Raw genomic sequence first — 15177 nt, forward strand, 5'->3', positions numbered from 1 at the left:
GTGCTGATGCTCTCCGCCGCGCACCCCCCCGCCGATGTGCGCATCGTGCTGAAGGAGGGCGCCGCCCTGGCCGCCGCCGGGCTGGCCGTGGAGCACTTGGCCCCCGCCGCGCCGCAGATGCCCCCGCAGGTGGCGGGCGTGCGGCTGCTGGGATTTCCGAAGCCCCGGGGGCGCTGGGGGCGGCTTCGCAACATCTGGCGGCTGTCGCGCCTGGCGCGCGCACGCGGCGCGCGGGTGATCCATGCGCATGAGCCCGATAGCTGGCTGGCCGCCTGGCTGGCCCGGCCGGAAAAGCTGGTGATCGACGTGCATGAGCATTACCCCAGCCGGCTGGACGACCGCCTGCCCGGCTGGGCGCGCCCGGCCGCGCGCTGGGCGCTGCGCCGGTTCTGCCGCGCCATGGGCTGGGTGGCGGATGCCGTGGTGGTCGCCAAGGATGGGCTGGCCCAGGATTACGGCGCCCGCAGCGTGCCTGTGCGCAACTATGCCGCCGACCCCGGTGTGGCCCCGCGCCGCCATGTGCCGGGGCCCCTCACACTGCTGCATCTGGGCGCCATTTCCCGCGCGCGCGGCTGGCCGCAGCTGCTGGCGGCGCTGGCTCTTGGGCCGGCCGATACCCGGTTGGCCATCGCCGGCCGCTTCACCGATGGCAGCGAGGCCGAGTTCCTCGAGGAAGCCGGGCGGCTCGCCGTCGCCTCCCGCATCAGCCTGCATGGCTGGCTGCCCCCGGCGGAGATGGCGGCGCTGGCCGCGCGCTGCGACATCAACCTGGTGCTGTTCCAGCCGGGGCAGGAGAACCACCGCCTCGCCCTGCCGCACAAGCTGTCCGACGGCATGCTGGCCGGGCTGCCGGTGATCGCGCCCGATTTCGCCACCGAGGTGGCGGCCATGGTGCGGGAGGCCGATTGCGGCCTGCTGGTGGATGTGGCCGATCCCTATGCCATCGCCCATGCCATCCGGCTGCTGGGCGATGCCGGGCTGCGGGCCCGGCTGGGCGCCAATGGGCGGGCGGCGGCGCTGGGGGGCTTCGGCTGGACGGCGCAGGCCCAGGCGCTGCGGGGGCTCTATGGCCGGCTGCTCGGGACGGGCCGAGATGTTCCGCAACACGCCTCGCTGCTTGGCAAGCCCCCGGCCAGGGGCCTATAGCGCCGAGATGGCTCAGAGCGCCCCGCGCAGGATCATCGTCAACTGTCTGGTGGATGCGGCGCTGGCCATGCTGGCGCTGCCCATGGCCCTGTGGCTGGGCGCGCCGGGCGTGGCCCCGCCCGGCGCCTGGTGGCCGGGGGCGCTGCTCGCCTCCGCCCTGCTGCTGCCGGCGATGGGCTGGCCGCTCGGCCTCGCGCGGCAATACTGGCGCTTCGCGGGGCTGACGGATGCGCTGGCGGTGGCCGCGGCCTCCGCCCTCGCCGCCCCCGCCTTCTGGGCGCTGGTCACGCTGACCGGCGCCTGGCACCCGGGCGCGCCGCGCTTTTCCGTGCTGCATGCCATGGTGCTGATGTTCGTGCTCTCGGCCGGGCGGGTGGCGACACGGCTGGCCGCCCAGCGCCGCGCCGCCGGCGCCCCGGATACCGAGGTGCTGCTGGCCGGCGGCGCCGACGCGGCGGACCTGTTCATCCGCGCCACCGCCGCCGACCCCACCGGGCGCTACCGCATCACGGGCATCCTCACCCGGCGCTCCCGCCAGGCGGGGCGGCGCATCCAGGGCCTGCCCATCCTGGGCACGGTGGAGGAAACCGACGCGGTGCTGGAACGGCTGCGCCAGGAAGGGCAGCTGCCCGCCCTGATCGTGCTGGCCGGTTCCGATGTGCAGGGCAGTGAGCTGGAAGCCCTGCTGGACGCGGCCGACCACCATGGCGTGGCCGTGAAGCGCGCCCCCCAGCCCACCCTGCTGGGCAATGCCGCCCGCCCGGATGAGGCCCCGCGCCTGGAACTGCGCCCCGTCTCGATCGAGGAATTGCTGGACCGCCCCCAGGTGCCGCTGGACCGCGAGGGCATGGCGCGCCTGATCCAGGGCCGGCGCGTGCTGGTCACGGGCGCGGGCGGCACCATCGGCGGGGAGCTGTCGCGCCAGGTGGCCGCCCTCGGCCCCGCCAGCCTCACCTTGCTCGATCACGGCGAATTCGCCCTGTACGAGATCGACCTGGAATTGCGGGAGCGCCACCCGGAACTGCCCCGGCGTTCGGTGCTGGCCGATGTGCGCGACGCGGCGCGCATCCGCCGCCTGATGGAGGAGCTGAAGCCCGAGCTGGTCTTCCACGCCGCCGCCCTGAAGCATGTGCCGATGGTGGAGGCCGACCCGCTGGAGGGCATGCTGACCAACGCCCAGGGCACCCGCGTGGTGGCCGATGCCGCCCGCGCGGCTGGCTGCATGGCGATGGTGTTCATCTCCACCGACAAGGCGGTGAACCCCACCAGCGTGATGGGCGCCAGCAAGCGCCTGGCGGAAATGTATTGCCAGGCGCTGGACCTGGCGGGCCAGCGGGAAGGCGGCATGCGCTGCATCACCGTGCGCTTCGGCAATGTGCTGGGCAGCACCGGCAGCGTTGTTCCCCTGTTCCGCCGCCAGCTGGAACGCGGCGGCCCGCTGACCGTCACCCACCCCGACATGCGCCGCTATTTCATGACGGTGCGGGAGGCGGTGGGCCTGGTGCTGCAGGCCGCCGTGGTCGGCACCGCCGCGATGCACGACCTGCCGGCCCTGCGGGAGGGCGGGATTTTCGTGCTCGACATGGGCAATCCGGTGAAGATCGTGGACATGGCGCGCCGGATGATCCGCCTGGCGGGCCTGCGCCCGGACACGGATGTGGAGATCCGCTTCACCGGCCTGCGCCCCGGCGAGAAGCTGTACGAGGAACTGTTCCACGGCCAGGAACCGCCGCGCGCCACCCCCTATCAGGGGTTGCTGATGGCCACGCCCCGCACCGGCGACGCCGCCGTGGTGGGCCGCGCGATGGACGAGCTCGCCACGCTGGCCAGCACCGGGCAGGTGGCGGCGGCGCTGGCGCAGCTGGGCCGCCTCGTGCCCGAATTCACGCTGGATGAGGGATCGCGCCGCGTTTCATTGTGAAACCAGGCTTGAATCCCTCCCGGCTGGACACCCGCACCGCAACATGGGACGCCACAGGGCATGACCTCGACCCCGATCGCCCTTTTCGACATGCACGCCCAGCAGGCGCTGATCCGAGAGAAGCTGCGCACGCGCATCGACGCCGTGCTGGCCTCCGGCCGCTTCATCAACGGGCCGGAGGTGACGGAGCTGGAGGAGAAGCTGGCCGCTTTCTCCGGCGCCGGCTTTGCGGTGGGCGTGTCCTCGGGCACCGACGCCCTGCAGATCGCGATGATGGCCGAGGGGATCGGGCGCGGCGATGCCGTGTTCCTGCCCGCCTTCACCTACACCGCCACCGCCGAGGTGCCGCTGGTGCTGGGTGCGACGCCGGTGTTCGTGGATGTGGACCCCATCACCTTCAACATCGACCTGGCGGACCTAGAGAAGCGCATCGCGCTGGTGCAGGCCGAGGGCAAGCTGAAGCCGCGCGCCATCGTGGGCGTGGACCTGTTCGGCCTGCCGGCCGACTGGCCCGCCCTGCATGCCATCGCGGAAAAACACGGCCTGTTCCTGCTGGATGACGCGGCCCAGGCCTTCGGCGGCGACATCAAGGGCAAGCGGCTGGGCCGCTGGGGCCATGCCGCGGCGCTCTCCTTCTACCCGACCAAGACGCTGGGCTGCTACGGCGACGGCGGCGCGCTGCTGACGGACAGCGCGGAGCGCGCGGCGCTGTACAAATCCCTGCGCACCCATGGCGAGGGCGGCGGCCGCTACGAAGTGCTGCGCACCGGCATGAACGGGCGCCTCGATACCCTGCAGGCCGCCATCCTGCTGTGCAAGCTGGAGCTGTTCGACCAGGAGCTGAAGGACCGGGCCAAGGCAGCCGCCTGGTATGCCGAGGCCCTGGCCGGCAACAGCGTGCAGGTGCCGCAGCTGGTCCCCGGCCATGCCTGGGGCCTGTACACCATCCGCCTGCCGGATGCTGCGACCCGCACCCGCGTGCAGGACAGCCTGAAATCCGCCGGCATTCCCTTCGGCGTGTACTACCCCAAGCCGCTGCACCATCAGCCGGCCTATCGTGGCGCGCACGCCGCCGGGCTGGCGGCGGCCCCCGCCCTGCCGGTGGCGGAAACGCTGTGCCATGAGGTGATGAGCCTGCCGATGCACCCGTACCTGACGCAGGACGACGTGCTGCGGGTGGCGGCGGCGGTGAAGGCGGGGCTGTAACGTCATCGGGGGCTTTGCCCCCGCCCGCACATGACACCCTTGCCATTATAGCTCCCCGCCCTGGCTTGCGCACCGCCCGGGTCGCCGCCACATTCCGCCTCATGAGGATGCCCATTGCCATCACCCTCAACGGCGAACGCCGGGAGGTTCGCGCGGCCAGCGTGGCCGAGCTTCTGGCCGAGATCGGCCTGGACACGCGCAAGGTGGCTGTCGAGCTGAACGAGGAAATCGTGCCTCGCAGCACCTATGCCGCCCAGGGCCTCACCAGCGGCGACCAGCTGGAAATCGTGCATTTCATCGGCGGAGGCTGAATCGTGGAAGATTCCTGGGAAGTCGCGGGGCGGCGGTTCTCGTCGCGCCTGATCGTCGGCACGGGCCGGTACAAGTCGCTGGAGGAAACCGCGGCCTCGATCGAGGCGAGCGGTGCGGAGATCGTGACGGTCGCGGTCCGCCGCGTGAACATCGCCGACCCCAACGCGCCGATGCTGCAGGATTTCGTGCCCCCCACGAAATACACCTATCTGCCCAACACCGCCGGCTGCCACACCGCCAAGGATGCCGTGCGCACCCTGCGCCTGGCGCGGGAGGCCGGGGGCTGGAACCTGGTGAAGCTGGAAGTGCTGGGCCCGCCGCCCTTCCTGTACCCCGACATGGCCGGCACTTTCGAGGCCGCGGCCGCCCTGCTGGCCGATAATTTCGAGGTGATGGTCTATTGCGCCGATGACCCCGTGGCCGCGAAGCGGCTGGAGGAGATGGGCTGCGTCGCCATCATGCCGCTGGGCGGGCCGATCGGCTCGGGCCTCGGCGTCGCCAACCCCTATATGATCCGCGCCATCAAGCAGCAGGCCAAGGTGCCGGTGCTGGTGGATGCGGGCATCGGCACGGCGTCGGACGCCGCCTTCGCCATGGAGCTCGGCTGCGACGCCGTGCTGCTGAACAGCGCGCTCGCCCATGCGCAGGACCCGGTGCTGATGGCCACCGCCATGAAGCACGCCGTCATCGCCGGGCGCGCGGCCTTCCTGGCCGGGCGGATGCCCCGGAACTACGAGGCCAACCCCTCCAGCCCCACCTCGGGCCTGATCGGGCGCTGAGGGGGCCTCCCCCTGGCGGGGTTTTCCGGCTAAACCCGCCGCCTCGCGCGGCCCGCCTCGCGCATCGCCAGCACTTTTTGAGCCCGCATCTTTTGAGGATGGCCCATGCCTTCTGACACTCCCAGCAATTCCGAAGTGGGCGGCATCGCCGCCGACCGCCTGCGCAGCATCATCGAGCGCATCGAACGCCTGGAGGAGGAGCGCAAGGCGCTCGCCAGCGACATCAAGGACATCTACGCCGAGGCCAAATCGGCCGGCTTCGAGCCCAAGGTGATCCGCCAGATCGTCTCCATCCGCAAGAAGGAGCCGGCCGAGGTGGAAGAACAGGAAACCCTGCTGGACCTGTATCGCCGCGCGCTGGGCATGTAATTGCCGCTTCTATTCGCGCCACCCTGGCTTCCGGCCCGCCTGCACTCGCGGCAAGCTGGTCGCGGGGGCGGGGTGGCGCTGAAATCAGTGATGTAATCCCGCCCCCATGAAAAGTTATGCTTTCCGCGGCCATGCCGTGGGGGGCGTGGGGAAGGGGTATCATGGTGTTGCGCATCGCGGTGCTGGGCGGCGGCAATGGCTGTTTCGCGGCGGCAGTCGATTTCACGGAAGCCGGGCATGAGGTCCGGCTCTGGCGCACCGACCCGGCGGCGGCCGCGGCACAGAACGCCCAGGGCGACATCATCGGCGTGAAGGATTCCCGCGGCCAGCGCGAGGTCCGCATCGCCGCCATCACCGCCGACCTGGCCCGGGCGGTGCGGGGCGCGCAACTCATCCTCTGCCCGGCCCCGGCCACCAGCCATGCGGCCCTGGCCCCCCTGCTGGCCCCGGTGCTGGAGGACGGGCAGGTCGTGTTCCTGCCGCCCGGCACGCTGGGTTCGGTCATGCTGGCCCAGGCGCTGCATGCGGCCCGGCCCGGCGCGCGGGTCGCCTTCGCCGAAACCGGCACCCTGCCCTGGCTGGCGCGCAAGCATGGCCAGCACCGGGTGGCCATCACCATCCGCGCCAAGCGCCTGCCCACCGGCGTCTTCCCCCTCAGCCTGGCCGCCATGGCCCGGCCGGTGCTGGAGGCCGCCTTCCCCGGCGTGATCGAGGATTGCGGCGACGCGCTCTCGGGCGCGCTGATGAATGCCGGGCCCATCATCCACCCGCCGCTGATCACCATGAACGCCGGCCCGCTGGAGCATTTCGAGCGCTGGGACATCCACAACGAGGGCACCCAGCCCGCCATCCGCCGCGTGACCGACGCGCTGGACGCGGAACGCATCGCGGTGCGGGAGGCGCTGGGCTATCGCGGCCCGCATTTTCCGCTGGCCGACCATTACGCGAAATCCGGCCCCGAATGGATGTACGGCCGCGGCAGCCACGACCGCCTGACCGACAGCGGCGACTGGCGGGAGCGCATCATCCTCAGCGACCACCGCTACATGCGGGAGGATGTGCGCCTCGGCCTGTCCCTGCTGTGCGACGCGGGGCGCGCGGCGGGGGTGCCCACGCCGTTGGCCTCGGCCTTCCTGGCCATCGGTGGGGCCATCTGCGGCGAGGATTTCTCCGCCGCCCGCACCCTGACCAGCTGCGGCCTCCCGGAGGACCGCGCGGGGCGCGAGCGGGTGCTGTGCCATGGCTTCTGAAACCATCGCCTGCCTGGGCGCGGGGCGGATGGGGCGCGGCATCGCCGTGCAATTCGCCTATGCGGGGCATGAGGTGGCGCTGCTGGACCTGAAGCCCCGCCCACCGGCCGATTTCGAAACCCTGCGCGCGGCCGCCCTGGCCGAGATCGGCGAGACGCTGTCCATGCTGGCCGAATTCGGCCTGGGGGAGGCCGCGCTGGTGCCGGGCATCCTCGCCCGTGTCTCGATCCTGCCCGCCGCCGAGGCCCCCGCCGCGCTGGCCCGCGCCGACATCGTGTTCGAGGGCGTGCCGGAGATCCTGGACCTCAAGCGCGCGGCGCTGGCCGAGGCTTCGGCCGCCATGCGCCCCGATGCCATCCTGGCCTCCACCACCTCCACCATCATGGTCGATGACCTGTCTTCGGCGGTCGTGCATCCGGGGCGCTTCCTGAACGCGCATTGGCTGAACCCCGCCTATCTGGTGCCGCTGGTCGAGGTCTCACCCGGCGCCGCCACCGAACCGGCCGTAACTGAGCGGCTGATGGAGCTGCTGACCCGCGTGGGCAAGGTGCCGGTGCGCTGCGCGGCCTCCCCGGGTTTCATCGTGCCGCGCGTGCAGGCGCTGGCGATGAACGAGGCCGCACGCCTGGTCGAGGAAGGGGTGGCGAGCGCCGAGGATGTGGACCGCGCCCTGCGCTACGGCTTCTCCTTCCGCTTCGGCGTGATCGGGCTGCTGGAATTCATCGACTGGGGCGGGGTGGACATCCTGCACCACGCCAGCCGCTACCTTGAAGGCGCGTTGGGCGACGACCGTTACCGCGCCCCCGCCGTGGTCGGGCGCTTCATGGAGGAAGGCCGCCGCGGCATGGGCGCCGGCGCCGGCTTCCTGCCTTGGGCGGAGATGGATGTGGTGGCGCATAAACGGGCACGCCTGGCGGCCCTGGCCCGCAGATTGCGTGAGGAAGGGCTGGCGAAGCCCCCCGCGCCACCCCCAAGCTGAGACCCGACAGGAGGCCCCGATGACGCTGACCCGCCGCGCCCTGACCTTTGCCCTGGCCACCCCCGCCCTGCTGGCGCTGCCGGCCCAGGCGGCCGGCTGGCCCGAGCGCCCCTCCCGCTGGCTGGTCGGCTATGGCGCGGGCGGTGCCTCCGACATCTTCGCCCGCATGATCGCCCGCGCGCTGACCATCGGCGGCGGGCCGGCGGTGGTGGTGGAGAACCGGCCCTCCGGCGGCGGCATCGTCGCCACCGAGGCCTTCCTGGCCTCCCCCGCCGACGGCACCAATGTGCTGCATGTCGACAACGGCATGATGATCTACAACCCGGCGCTCTATGCCCGGCTGCCCTTCGACCCGGACCGGGACCTGATCATGGCGGCCTTCATCGCGCGCTTCCCCTTCTTCGTGCTGGTGCGCCCCGACAGCCCGCTCGCCACCTTCGAGGACCTGCGCGCCGCCGGAAGGCGGGAGGCCGTGACCTACGCCACCCCCGCCGTCGCCAGCCCCCACCACATGGCCATGGAGCTGCTGCGCCGCCGCGCGGGGTTCGAGGCCGCCCATGTGCCCTATCGCGGCATGCCCGCCGTGCTGCAGGACATGGTGGCCGGGCGCGTCGATTGCGCGATCGCGGACATCACCAACGCCCTGCCCTATATCTCCTCCGGCCGCGCCCGCGCGCTGGTGCAACTGGGCGACCGCCGCTCACCCGCCGTGGCCGATGTGCGCACCGCCGCCGAGGCGGGCGTGCCCGACTGCGTGGCCTATGGCTGGATGGGCGTGTGCCTGCCGCGCGGCGCCAGCGCCGACACCCAGGCGAAACTGAACCAGGCCGTACGGGACGCCATGTCCGGGCCCGAGACCCGCACCCAGATTCAGACCACGGGCGCCGAGGCGCTGCCGCTGTCGGTGGCGGAATGCGCGGAACTGGTGCGGCAGGAATCCGCGGTGTGGCGGCCGCTGATCCGGGAGCTGGGGATCAGGTTGGAAGGGTGAGGCCAGGGGGCGCCGCCCCCTGGACCCCCGGCAGGAGCCGAAAGGCCCCTGCACCCCATCCGTTTGGCACCTTACCTTGGCAGGTGGGGCGCCATTTTCATTATTAAAATCAAACAGAAACACCTTTCCAGGACCGGCACCAAACTCCTGGGGTCCAGGGGCCTTTCGGCTCCTGGTGGGGGGAGCCCGAGGGGGGCAAAGCCCCTCTCGGCCCGCGCCATCCCCCTTGACCCAACCCACCGGTCGGGTGAACCCTGCGCCCCATGGACGGCATGCTCACCCCGATCGGAGGCCCCGCCGCCTGGCGCGGCCGCCAGCTCGCCCTGCGTGGCTTCTGGCCCAGGCGTTTCCTGGACCTGGAGCTGGATGCGCTCGATGCCGCCCTGCATGCCTGCCCCAAGGACCCGCCCTTCATCCGCGCCGCGGATTTCCGCATCCCGGCCCTCGCCCCCCTGTTCGACGTGCTGAAGCGGGAGCTGGAGACGGGCGCCGGCGTCGTCCGCCTCTCAGGCATTCCGGTGGAGCGCTACACCCACGCCGAGCTGCGCCGCCTGTTCTGGGGCATCTGCGTGAACATCGGCGCGCCGCTGCCGCAGAACACCCAGGGCGAGATCATCGGCGAGGTGAAGGACGAGGGCACGGCCGCCCGCAGCGTGGAGGATGGCGTGCTCTCCGCCCGCGCCCGTAGCCGCTCCACCGGGCCGCTGCGCTTCCACACCGACAAATGCGACCTTCTGGTGCTGCTCTGTGCCTCGAACGGCATTTCGGGCGGCGTGTCACGCGTCGTCTCGACCATCGCCATCCATGATGAGATCGCCCGCCGCCGCCCCGACCTGCTGAAGGTGCTCTACGAGGATTTCTGGCGCCGCCGCCCGCAGGATGAGGAAGGCCCGCAATCCCGGCCGGAGGACGCGGTGTTCCCCATGCCCGTCTTCTCCCGCGGGCCGACCGGCGCCTTCACCAGCCAGTATTCCCGCACCTATGTGGAGATGGCCGCCGCCACCCCCGGCGTGCCGCCCCTGACGCCGCAACAGATCGAGGCGATGGACCTGCTGGCGGAGGTCGCCGACGAGATCTGCGTGGAGGAGCCCTTCACCCCCGGCGACATCCAGATCCTGAACCAGCACACCACCTATCACGGCCGCACCGCCTATGCGGACGACGCGGCGGCGGGCTCCCGGCGCAACCTGATGCGCATCTGGCTCGCCACCGGCTTCTCCCGCGCCTTGCCGCCCGGCCACGCCATCCAATGGGGCCGCACGGAGGCCGGGGTGGTGCGCGGCGGCGCCATGCCGGGGATCTCCGCCTTCAACCTCTGATTTTTTCGAACGTCCAGGAAAGAACAATCAATGTCTCTGCTGCAAAGCCTCGAGGGGCGGCTGCGCCTGCCTGTCATCTGCTCGCCGCTGTTCATCATCTCGGTACCCGACCTGGTGGTGGCGCAATGCACCTCGGGGGTCATCGGCTCCATGCCCTCGCTCAACGCCCGGCCCATCGAGCAGCTGGACGAATGGCTGCACGAGATCCGCGAGCGCCTGGCCGCCCATGACGCGAAGCACCCCGAGCGCCCCAGCGCGCCCTTCGCCATCAACCTGATCGTGCACAAATCCAACGACCGGCTGGACCAGGATCTGGCGCTGATCGCCCGGCACAAGGTGCCGCTGATCATCAGCAGCCTGGGCGCGCGGGCCGAGGTGAACGACGCCATCCACGCCTATGGCGGCCATGTGATGCACGATGTCATCAACCAGACCTTCGCCCACAAGGCGATCGAGAAGGGCGCCGACGGGCTGGTGCTGGTCGCGGCCGGGGCGGGCGGGCATGCCGGCGCCCTCAGCCCCTTCGCGCTGGTGCAGGAAACCCGGGCCTGGTTCGACGGGCCGCTCGCGCTGTCGGGCTCCATCGCGCACGGCGCCTCCATCCTGGCCGCCGAGGCGATGGGCGCCGATTTCGCCTATATCGGCAGCGCCTTCATCGCCACCGAGGAAGCCCGCGCCGCCGATCCCTACAAGGACATGATCACCCAGGCCGGCGCCTCGGACATCGTCTACACCAACCTCATCACCGGGGTGCACGGCAACTACCTGAAACCCAGCATCCGCAACGCGGGCATGGACCCGGACAACCTCGAAACCTCCGACCCGTCCCAGATGACCTTCGCCTCGGACCGCAAGAAACGCTGGAAAGACATCTGGGGCGCGGGCCAAGGCATCGGCGTGGTGGACCGCATCCTGCCCGCGGCCCAACTGGTGGACCGCCTGGCCGGCGAATACCAGGCCGCCCGCAGCCGCCTGGGCGCACCGTCGCGGCTGGTGAACACGCTGTGGGGGCACGGGCGCGCTGCCTGAGGGGGCGCGATGCGAGAGGGCTCTGCCCTCTCGCGCTCTCCCGCCAGGAGCCGAAAGGCCCCTGGACCCCAGAAGTTGAAAAGCCAGGGAGGGGACATCGTCCCCTCCCTGGCTTTTCAATAACTCCCGGTTTTCAAAGGCCCCTCGGCCTTTGGTGGGGGGAGCACGAGGGGGGCAAGGCCCCTCTCGTGTCCGCCCTACCCCCAGCCGGGCAACCGTGCCTTCACCTCAGCCGCGCTCATCCCCGCCGCGCGCAGGTCCCGCAGGGCGGGGGCGCCGTCGCGCTTGGCCAGGCGCTTGCCGTCCGGGCCCTGCAGCAGGGGGTGGTGTTCGTAGGCGGGTTCGGGCAGCTCCAGCAAGGTTTGCAGCAGGCGGTGGATGTCGGTGGCGGGCAGCAGGTCCTCGCCGCGCGTGACCAGGGTCACACCCTGGGCCGCGTCATCGCAGACGACGCACAGGTGATAGGACAGGCCGGCATCCTTGCGGGCCAGCACGACATCGCCATGGGCCAGCGGGTCGCAGCGCAGGCAGCCGCGGGCGCGGTCGGTGAAATGCAGGGGCGGCAGGTGGGACAGGGCGCGGGCCATGTCCAGCCGCCAGGCATGCGGGGTGCCGGCGGCGATGCGGCGCTCGCGCTCGGCCGGGGAAAGGTCGCGGCAGGTGCCGGGATAGACGGGGCCGGAGGGGCCTTGGGGCGCGCCGCCCGCCGCCGCGATATCCGCCCGGGTGCAGAAGCACGGGTAGAGAAAGGGGCGCAGCCGGGCCAGCGCCGCCCGGTGTTCGACGGCGTGGGCGGATTGCACCCGGACCGGTTCCTCCCAGCGCAGGCCGAGCCAGGCCAGGTCCTCCAGGATCCAGGCCGCGTATTCGGGGCGGCAGCGGGTGGTGTCGATATCCTCCAGCCGCAGCAGGAAGCGGTCGCCGCGCGCGGCGGCGAACAGGGCCGAGAAGGCATGGCCCAGATGCAGCGCGCCGGTGGGGCTGGGGGCGAAGCGGGTGGTGGTCACGGCTCCCGCTTGTCGGCGGGGGGCAGCAGGCGGCCGTGCTTGATCAGCAGTTCGACCAGCGCCTCGGTCAGCAGTTCCTCCATCTTCTGGCCGCGCTGGGCCGCCAGTTGCTTGAGGTTGTTGCGCAGGCCCGAGGGCACGCGGAAGAACAGCTGCGCGTCCTTGGCGCCGGACAGCGCCTGCTCCACCGTTTCCTGCACATAGCCCGCGGAGTTGGCGACGGCGCCGGCCACCTGGCGGCCGCCGCGCAGGGCGGCGTCGCCCACCACATAACCGGCGGCCAGCAGGCGGTCGAGCACGCGCTGGAAGACGGCTTCCTCGGTGGGGGTTTCGGGGGGCGGGGTCTTGGCCATGCGGGCTCCGGCGAATTGCTAGCAAGATATCTTGCAATCAGACGATCTGATAGCTATCAATCTAGCTAGCAATCAGGCCCGCCCGCAAGCCGGCCGCAAAGGAATCGCATGGACCAGCCCTTCGACCCCCGCCCCGCCCTGGAAGGCCCCGCCGCGCCCCCGCCGGAGGCCGATTTCATGGCTCGGCTGCGCGGCGGCATGCGCCGCATCGGCGGGCCCGCCGTGCTGCGACTGCTGCAATTGTGGGTGGCCGCGCGCGCCAACGGCACGCCGCGCACCATGAAGGCGGCGCTATGGGCAGCGCTGGCCTATTTCGTCATGCCGATGGACGCGGTGCCCGATGCCGTGCCGCTGGTGGGCTTCGGGGATGACGTGGCGGTGATCGCCGCCGCCCTGGCGATGGCGCACCAGGCCATCTCGCCCGAGGTGCGGGACCGCGCGGCGGACCTGTTCGCCCGGCTGTTCGGGCGGGCGTGATGACGCTGGCGCTCATGCTGCTGCTCGGCACGCCGGGCTGGCTGTTTTGGCTCGGCGTGTTTTTCCTGGCGGCCTGGGCGGTGGGTTAGCCTTCCCCCATCAGGCTGCCCCATGCGGGCCCCGGGCGCTCCGCCACCCCGGCGGCCGCCAGCCCGGCCAGCACGCCCAGCGCCGTCGCATCCCAGAACCGGATGCCGGTGGCAGCCTCCACCTCCGCCGCCACCGGGGCGGCGGCGTAGTTGGTGCACCAGGCCAGCAGCACATCGGGTTTGCGCGCCGCCACCTCCCTTGCCTGCTCCGCGATCCGCGCGAAGGGCACGGAGGCATAGGACAGGTTGTCGCTCATCCCCAGGAAGCTCTCGGCCACCACCTCCCACCCCTCGGCGGCGAAGCCCCGGTGCAGCCGGGCCTGATAGGCCGCCGTATAGGGCGTGACGAGCCCGATCCGCCGGAAGCCGCGCCGCGCCATCAGCCGCCGCAGCATCAGCCCCGAGGTATCGGCGGGAATGCCCGTGCCCGCCCGCAGGCCGATCGCCAGCGCCTCATCATGCCGCAGCCCGATCGCGCCGCCCTTGCTGCCGTTCCAGACGATCGCGGCGGGTTTGGCGTGGGAGAGCAGGCGCGCCGCCTCCCCCATCCCCGCCTCGTCATAGCTGTCCGGGAAGGGGTCGCTGGTGCCATGCACCGGCAGGCGGCTGAACAGCGGCGCCACGCCGGGCAATTCCCGCAACATGGCGATGGTCGTGCGCTCCACCACCGTGTTGCCGGAGGGGGTGATGGTGGCGATGCCCACCGGGTTCTCGTGCATCAGCATCCCCGCATGGTGCAGGGGCGGGCGCCCTTCCGCCAAGGCCTTTCGCCGACGCCTTTCGCGGGTGCAGAATGGAGAAATGGAACGACATGGACACGCGCTGGTGCTCGGCGCCGGCATCATGGGGCTTAGCGCGGCCTGGGCCCTGCACCGGCGCGGCTGGAAGGTGCGCGTGCTGGACCAGGCGACGCCGCCCAACCCGGTGGGTGCCTCGGTGGACCATCACCGGCTGATCCGCCACGCCTATGGCGCCCAGCACGGCTATATGCGGATGGTCGATGATGCCTATGCCGCCTGGGCGCGAATCTGGGCCGATCTGGGCGAGGTGCTCTACGAGGAAACCGGCGTGCTGGCCCTGGATGAGGGCACCGGTGCCTGGCTGCCCGCCAGCCGCGCCGCCATGCGCGACCACGGCCTGGCGATGGAGGACCTGACCGCCGCCACCGTCGCCGCCCGCTTCCCGATCTTCAGCGGGGATGGCGTGGCCGACGCCTTCTTCACCCCGCGCGGCGGCGTGCTGCTGGCCGAGCCCATCGTGGCGGGCCTCGCGGGCTGGCTGGCCCGGCAGGGGGTGGAATTCCTGCGCGGCACCGCGCGCGATGTGGCCGAACGCCGCCTGACCCTGACGGACGGCACGGTGCTGACCGCCGACGCCGTGGTGGTGGCCGCCGGCCCCTGGGCGCCGCGCCTGCTGCCGGGGCTGAAGGGGCGCGTCACCGCCTCCCGCCAGATCATCGTGCGCCTCGCGGCCCCGCCGGACCTCGCCACCGCCTGGTCCCGCGCGCCCATGCTGCTCGACCTCGCGGAGGAAGGCGGCTTCTACATGGTGCCCCCGGTGCGCGGCACGCCCATCAAGGTGGGCGACCACAGCTTCTCGCTGGCCGGCGACGCCGAGGACGACCGCGACGCCACCCCGGCCGAGGCCGAGACCATCCTCGCCCTCGCCCGCCGCCGCATCCCGGGGCTGGACCGTTTCACGCCGCTCGGCGCCCGGGCCTGTTATTACGATGTGGAACCGGCCGAGGAATTCCTCGCGGAAACCCTGGCCCCGGGCACGCTGCTGCTCTCGGGCTTTTCCGGCCATGGCTTCAAGTTCGGCCCGCTGCTGGGTGAGGCCGTGGCGAATGCGCTGGGCGATCCGGCGCTTCTGCCGTATCTGGCGGGCTGGGCCGCGGGGCGAGAGAACCCCGCGCCCGGACTGCTTCGCACCGCATAAAACCACACAGGG

The 15177-nt window shown here is 71.6% G+C and carries 16 protein-coding genes; 13 read left to right on the top strand and 3 right to left on the bottom strand.

Features of this window, described 5'->3' with window-relative positions:
* The 11 genes from GT007_RS13095 (at position 1) to GT007_RS13145 (ending at position 11301) form a co-directional block, all read left to right on the top strand.
* Positions 1–1146 carry a glycosyltransferase gene (locus GT007_RS13095; RefSeq protein WP_236571657.1) on the top strand — a complete coding sequence of 382 codons (1146 nt, stop codon included), beginning with the start codon at positions 1–3 and terminating at the stop codon, positions 1144–1146.
* A 7-nt stretch (positions 1147–1153) separates the two neighbouring features.
* The gene (locus tag GT007_RS13100) at positions 1154–3067 is read left to right on the top strand and encodes a polysaccharide biosynthesis protein (RefSeq protein ID WP_160122068.1); all 1914 of its coding nucleotides are present in this window, start codon (positions 1154–1156) and stop codon (positions 3065–3067) included.
* Positions 3068–3127: 60 nt separating this feature from the next.
* Complete coding sequence (locus GT007_RS13105) at positions 3128–4273, top strand: DegT/DnrJ/EryC1/StrS family aminotransferase (protein WP_160122069.1); 1146 nt, start codon at positions 3128–3130, stop codon at positions 4271–4273.
* A 101-nt stretch (positions 4274–4374) separates the two neighbouring features.
* On the top strand, positions 4375–4584 hold the full coding sequence (gene thiS / locus GT007_RS23015) for a sulfur carrier protein ThiS (protein WP_160122070.1): 210 nt from the start codon (positions 4375–4377) through the stop codon (positions 4582–4584).
* 3 nt (positions 4585–4587) lie between these two features.
* Positions 4588–5364, top strand: a complete 777-nt coding sequence (locus GT007_RS13115; protein ID WP_236571655.1) for a thiazole synthase — start codon at positions 4588–4590, stop codon at positions 5362–5364.
* Positions 5365–5469: 105 nt separating this feature from the next.
* Positions 5470–5733, top strand: a complete 264-nt coding sequence (locus GT007_RS13120; RefSeq protein WP_160122071.1) for a DUF2312 domain-containing protein — start codon at positions 5470–5472, stop codon at positions 5731–5733.
* 161 nt (positions 5734–5894) lie between these two features.
* Positions 5895–6983 carry an NAD/NADP-dependent octopine/nopaline dehydrogenase family protein gene (locus GT007_RS13125; RefSeq protein ID WP_201451911.1) on the top strand — a complete coding sequence of 363 codons (1089 nt, stop codon included), beginning with the start codon at positions 5895–5897 and terminating at the stop codon, positions 6981–6983.
* Positions 6973–7962, top strand: a complete 990-nt coding sequence (locus GT007_RS13130; protein WP_160122072.1) for a 3-hydroxybutyryl-CoA dehydrogenase — start codon at positions 6973–6975, stop codon at positions 7960–7962. The genes GT007_RS13125 and GT007_RS13130 overlap by 11 nt, the downstream gene beginning before the upstream one ends.
* Before the next feature lie 19 nt (positions 7963–7981).
* Positions 7982–8953, top strand: a complete 972-nt coding sequence (locus GT007_RS13135; protein ID WP_160122073.1) for a Bug family tripartite tricarboxylate transporter substrate binding protein — start codon at positions 7982–7984, stop codon at positions 8951–8953.
* A 263-nt stretch (positions 8954–9216) separates the two neighbouring features.
* The gene (locus GT007_RS13140; protein WP_160122074.1) at positions 9217–10272 is read left to right on the top strand and encodes a TauD/TfdA family dioxygenase; all 1056 of its coding nucleotides are present in this window, start codon (positions 9217–9219) and stop codon (positions 10270–10272) included.
* Between the two features lie 30 nt (positions 10273–10302).
* Complete coding sequence (locus GT007_RS13145; RefSeq protein ID WP_160122075.1) at positions 10303–11301, top strand: NAD(P)H-dependent flavin oxidoreductase; 999 nt, start codon at positions 10303–10305, stop codon at positions 11299–11301.
* Between the two features lie 197 nt (positions 11302–11498).
* Here the strand turns inward: GT007_RS13145 and gluQRS are convergent, their stop codons facing one another.
* Both gluQRS and GT007_RS13155 read right to left on the bottom strand, forming a co-directional pair.
* Positions 11499–12308, bottom strand: a complete 810-nt coding sequence (gluQRS, locus tag GT007_RS13150) for a tRNA glutamyl-Q(34) synthetase GluQRS (RefSeq protein WP_160122076.1) — start codon at positions 12306–12308, stop codon at positions 11499–11501.
* Complete coding sequence (locus GT007_RS13155; protein WP_160122077.1) at positions 12305–12661, bottom strand: hypothetical protein; 357 nt, start codon at positions 12659–12661, stop codon at positions 12305–12307. Before GT007_RS13155 ends, gluQRS begins: the two co-directional genes overlap by 4 nt.
* 108 nt (positions 12662–12769) lie before the next feature.
* Here GT007_RS13155 and GT007_RS13160 point away from each other — a divergent pair, with 108 nt between their 5' ends.
* The gene (locus GT007_RS13160) at positions 12770–13138 is read left to right on the top strand and encodes a YkvA family protein (protein WP_160122078.1); all 369 of its coding nucleotides are present in this window, start codon (positions 12770–12772) and stop codon (positions 13136–13138) included.
* Between the two features lie 85 nt (positions 13139–13223).
* Here GT007_RS13160 and GT007_RS13165 read toward each other — a convergent pair whose 3' ends face one another.
* Positions 13224–13946, bottom strand: a complete 723-nt coding sequence (locus GT007_RS13165) for a maleate cis-trans isomerase family protein (RefSeq protein WP_160122079.1) — start codon at positions 13944–13946, stop codon at positions 13224–13226.
* 82 nt (positions 13947–14028) lie between these two features.
* Here GT007_RS13165 and GT007_RS13170 point away from each other — a divergent pair, with 82 nt between their 5' ends.
* On the top strand, positions 14029–15165 hold the full coding sequence (locus GT007_RS13170) for an FAD-dependent oxidoreductase (protein ID WP_160122080.1): 1137 nt from the start codon (positions 14029–14031) through the stop codon (positions 15163–15165).
* Positions 15166–15177: the final 12 nt, after the last annotated feature.

Origin of the sequence: Rhodovarius lipocyclicus, assembly GCF_009900765.1 — a bacterium.
Classification (GTDB): domain Bacteria; phylum Pseudomonadota; class Alphaproteobacteria; order Acetobacterales; family Acetobacteraceae; genus Rhodovarius; species Rhodovarius lipocyclicus.

Excerpts from the sequence above, each read along its gene's own strand:
- GT007_RS13140 (WP_160122074.1), top strand. The coding sequence starts at position 9,217 with ATGGACGGCATGCTCACCCCGATCGGAGGCCCCGCCGCCTGGCGCGGC.
- GT007_RS13145 (WP_160122075.1), top strand. The coding sequence starts at position 10,303 with ATGTCTCTGCTGCAAAGCCTCGAGGGGCGGCTGCGCCTGCCTGTCATC.
- thiS (WP_160122070.1), top strand. The coding sequence starts at position 4,375 with ATGAGGATGCCCATTGCCATCACCCTCAACGGCGAACGCCGGGAGGTT.
- GT007_RS13165 (WP_160122079.1), bottom strand. The coding sequence starts at position 13,946 with ATGCACGAGAACCCGGTGGGCATCGCCACCATCACCCCCTCCGGCAAC.
- GT007_RS13130 (WP_160122072.1), top strand. The coding sequence starts at position 6,973 with ATGGCTTCTGAAACCATCGCCTGCCTGGGCGCGGGGCGGATGGGGCGC.
- GT007_RS13160 (WP_160122078.1), top strand. The coding sequence starts at position 12,770 with ATGGACCAGCCCTTCGACCCCCGCCCCGCCCTGGAAGGCCCCGCCGCG.
- GT007_RS13135 (WP_160122073.1), top strand. The coding sequence starts at position 7,982 with ATGACGCTGACCCGCCGCGCCCTGACCTTTGCCCTGGCCACCCCCGCC.
- GT007_RS13100 (WP_160122068.1), top strand. The coding sequence starts at position 1,154 with ATGGCTCAGAGCGCCCCGCGCAGGATCATCGTCAACTGTCTGGTGGAT.
- GT007_RS13120 (WP_160122071.1), top strand. The coding sequence starts at position 5,470 with ATGCCTTCTGACACTCCCAGCAATTCCGAAGTGGGCGGCATCGCCGCC.
- GT007_RS13105 (WP_160122069.1), top strand. The coding sequence starts at position 3,128 with ATGACCTCGACCCCGATCGCCCTTTTCGACATGCACGCCCAGCAGGCG.
- GT007_RS13155 (WP_160122077.1), bottom strand. The coding sequence starts at position 12,661 with ATGGCCAAGACCCCGCCCCCCGAAACCCCCACCGAGGAAGCCGTCTTC.
- GT007_RS13125 (WP_201451911.1), top strand. The coding sequence starts at position 5,895 with ATGGTGTTGCGCATCGCGGTGCTGGGCGGCGGCAATGGCTGTTTCGCG.
- GT007_RS13170 (WP_160122080.1), top strand. The coding sequence starts at position 14,029 with ATGGAACGACATGGACACGCGCTGGTGCTCGGCGCCGGCATCATGGGG.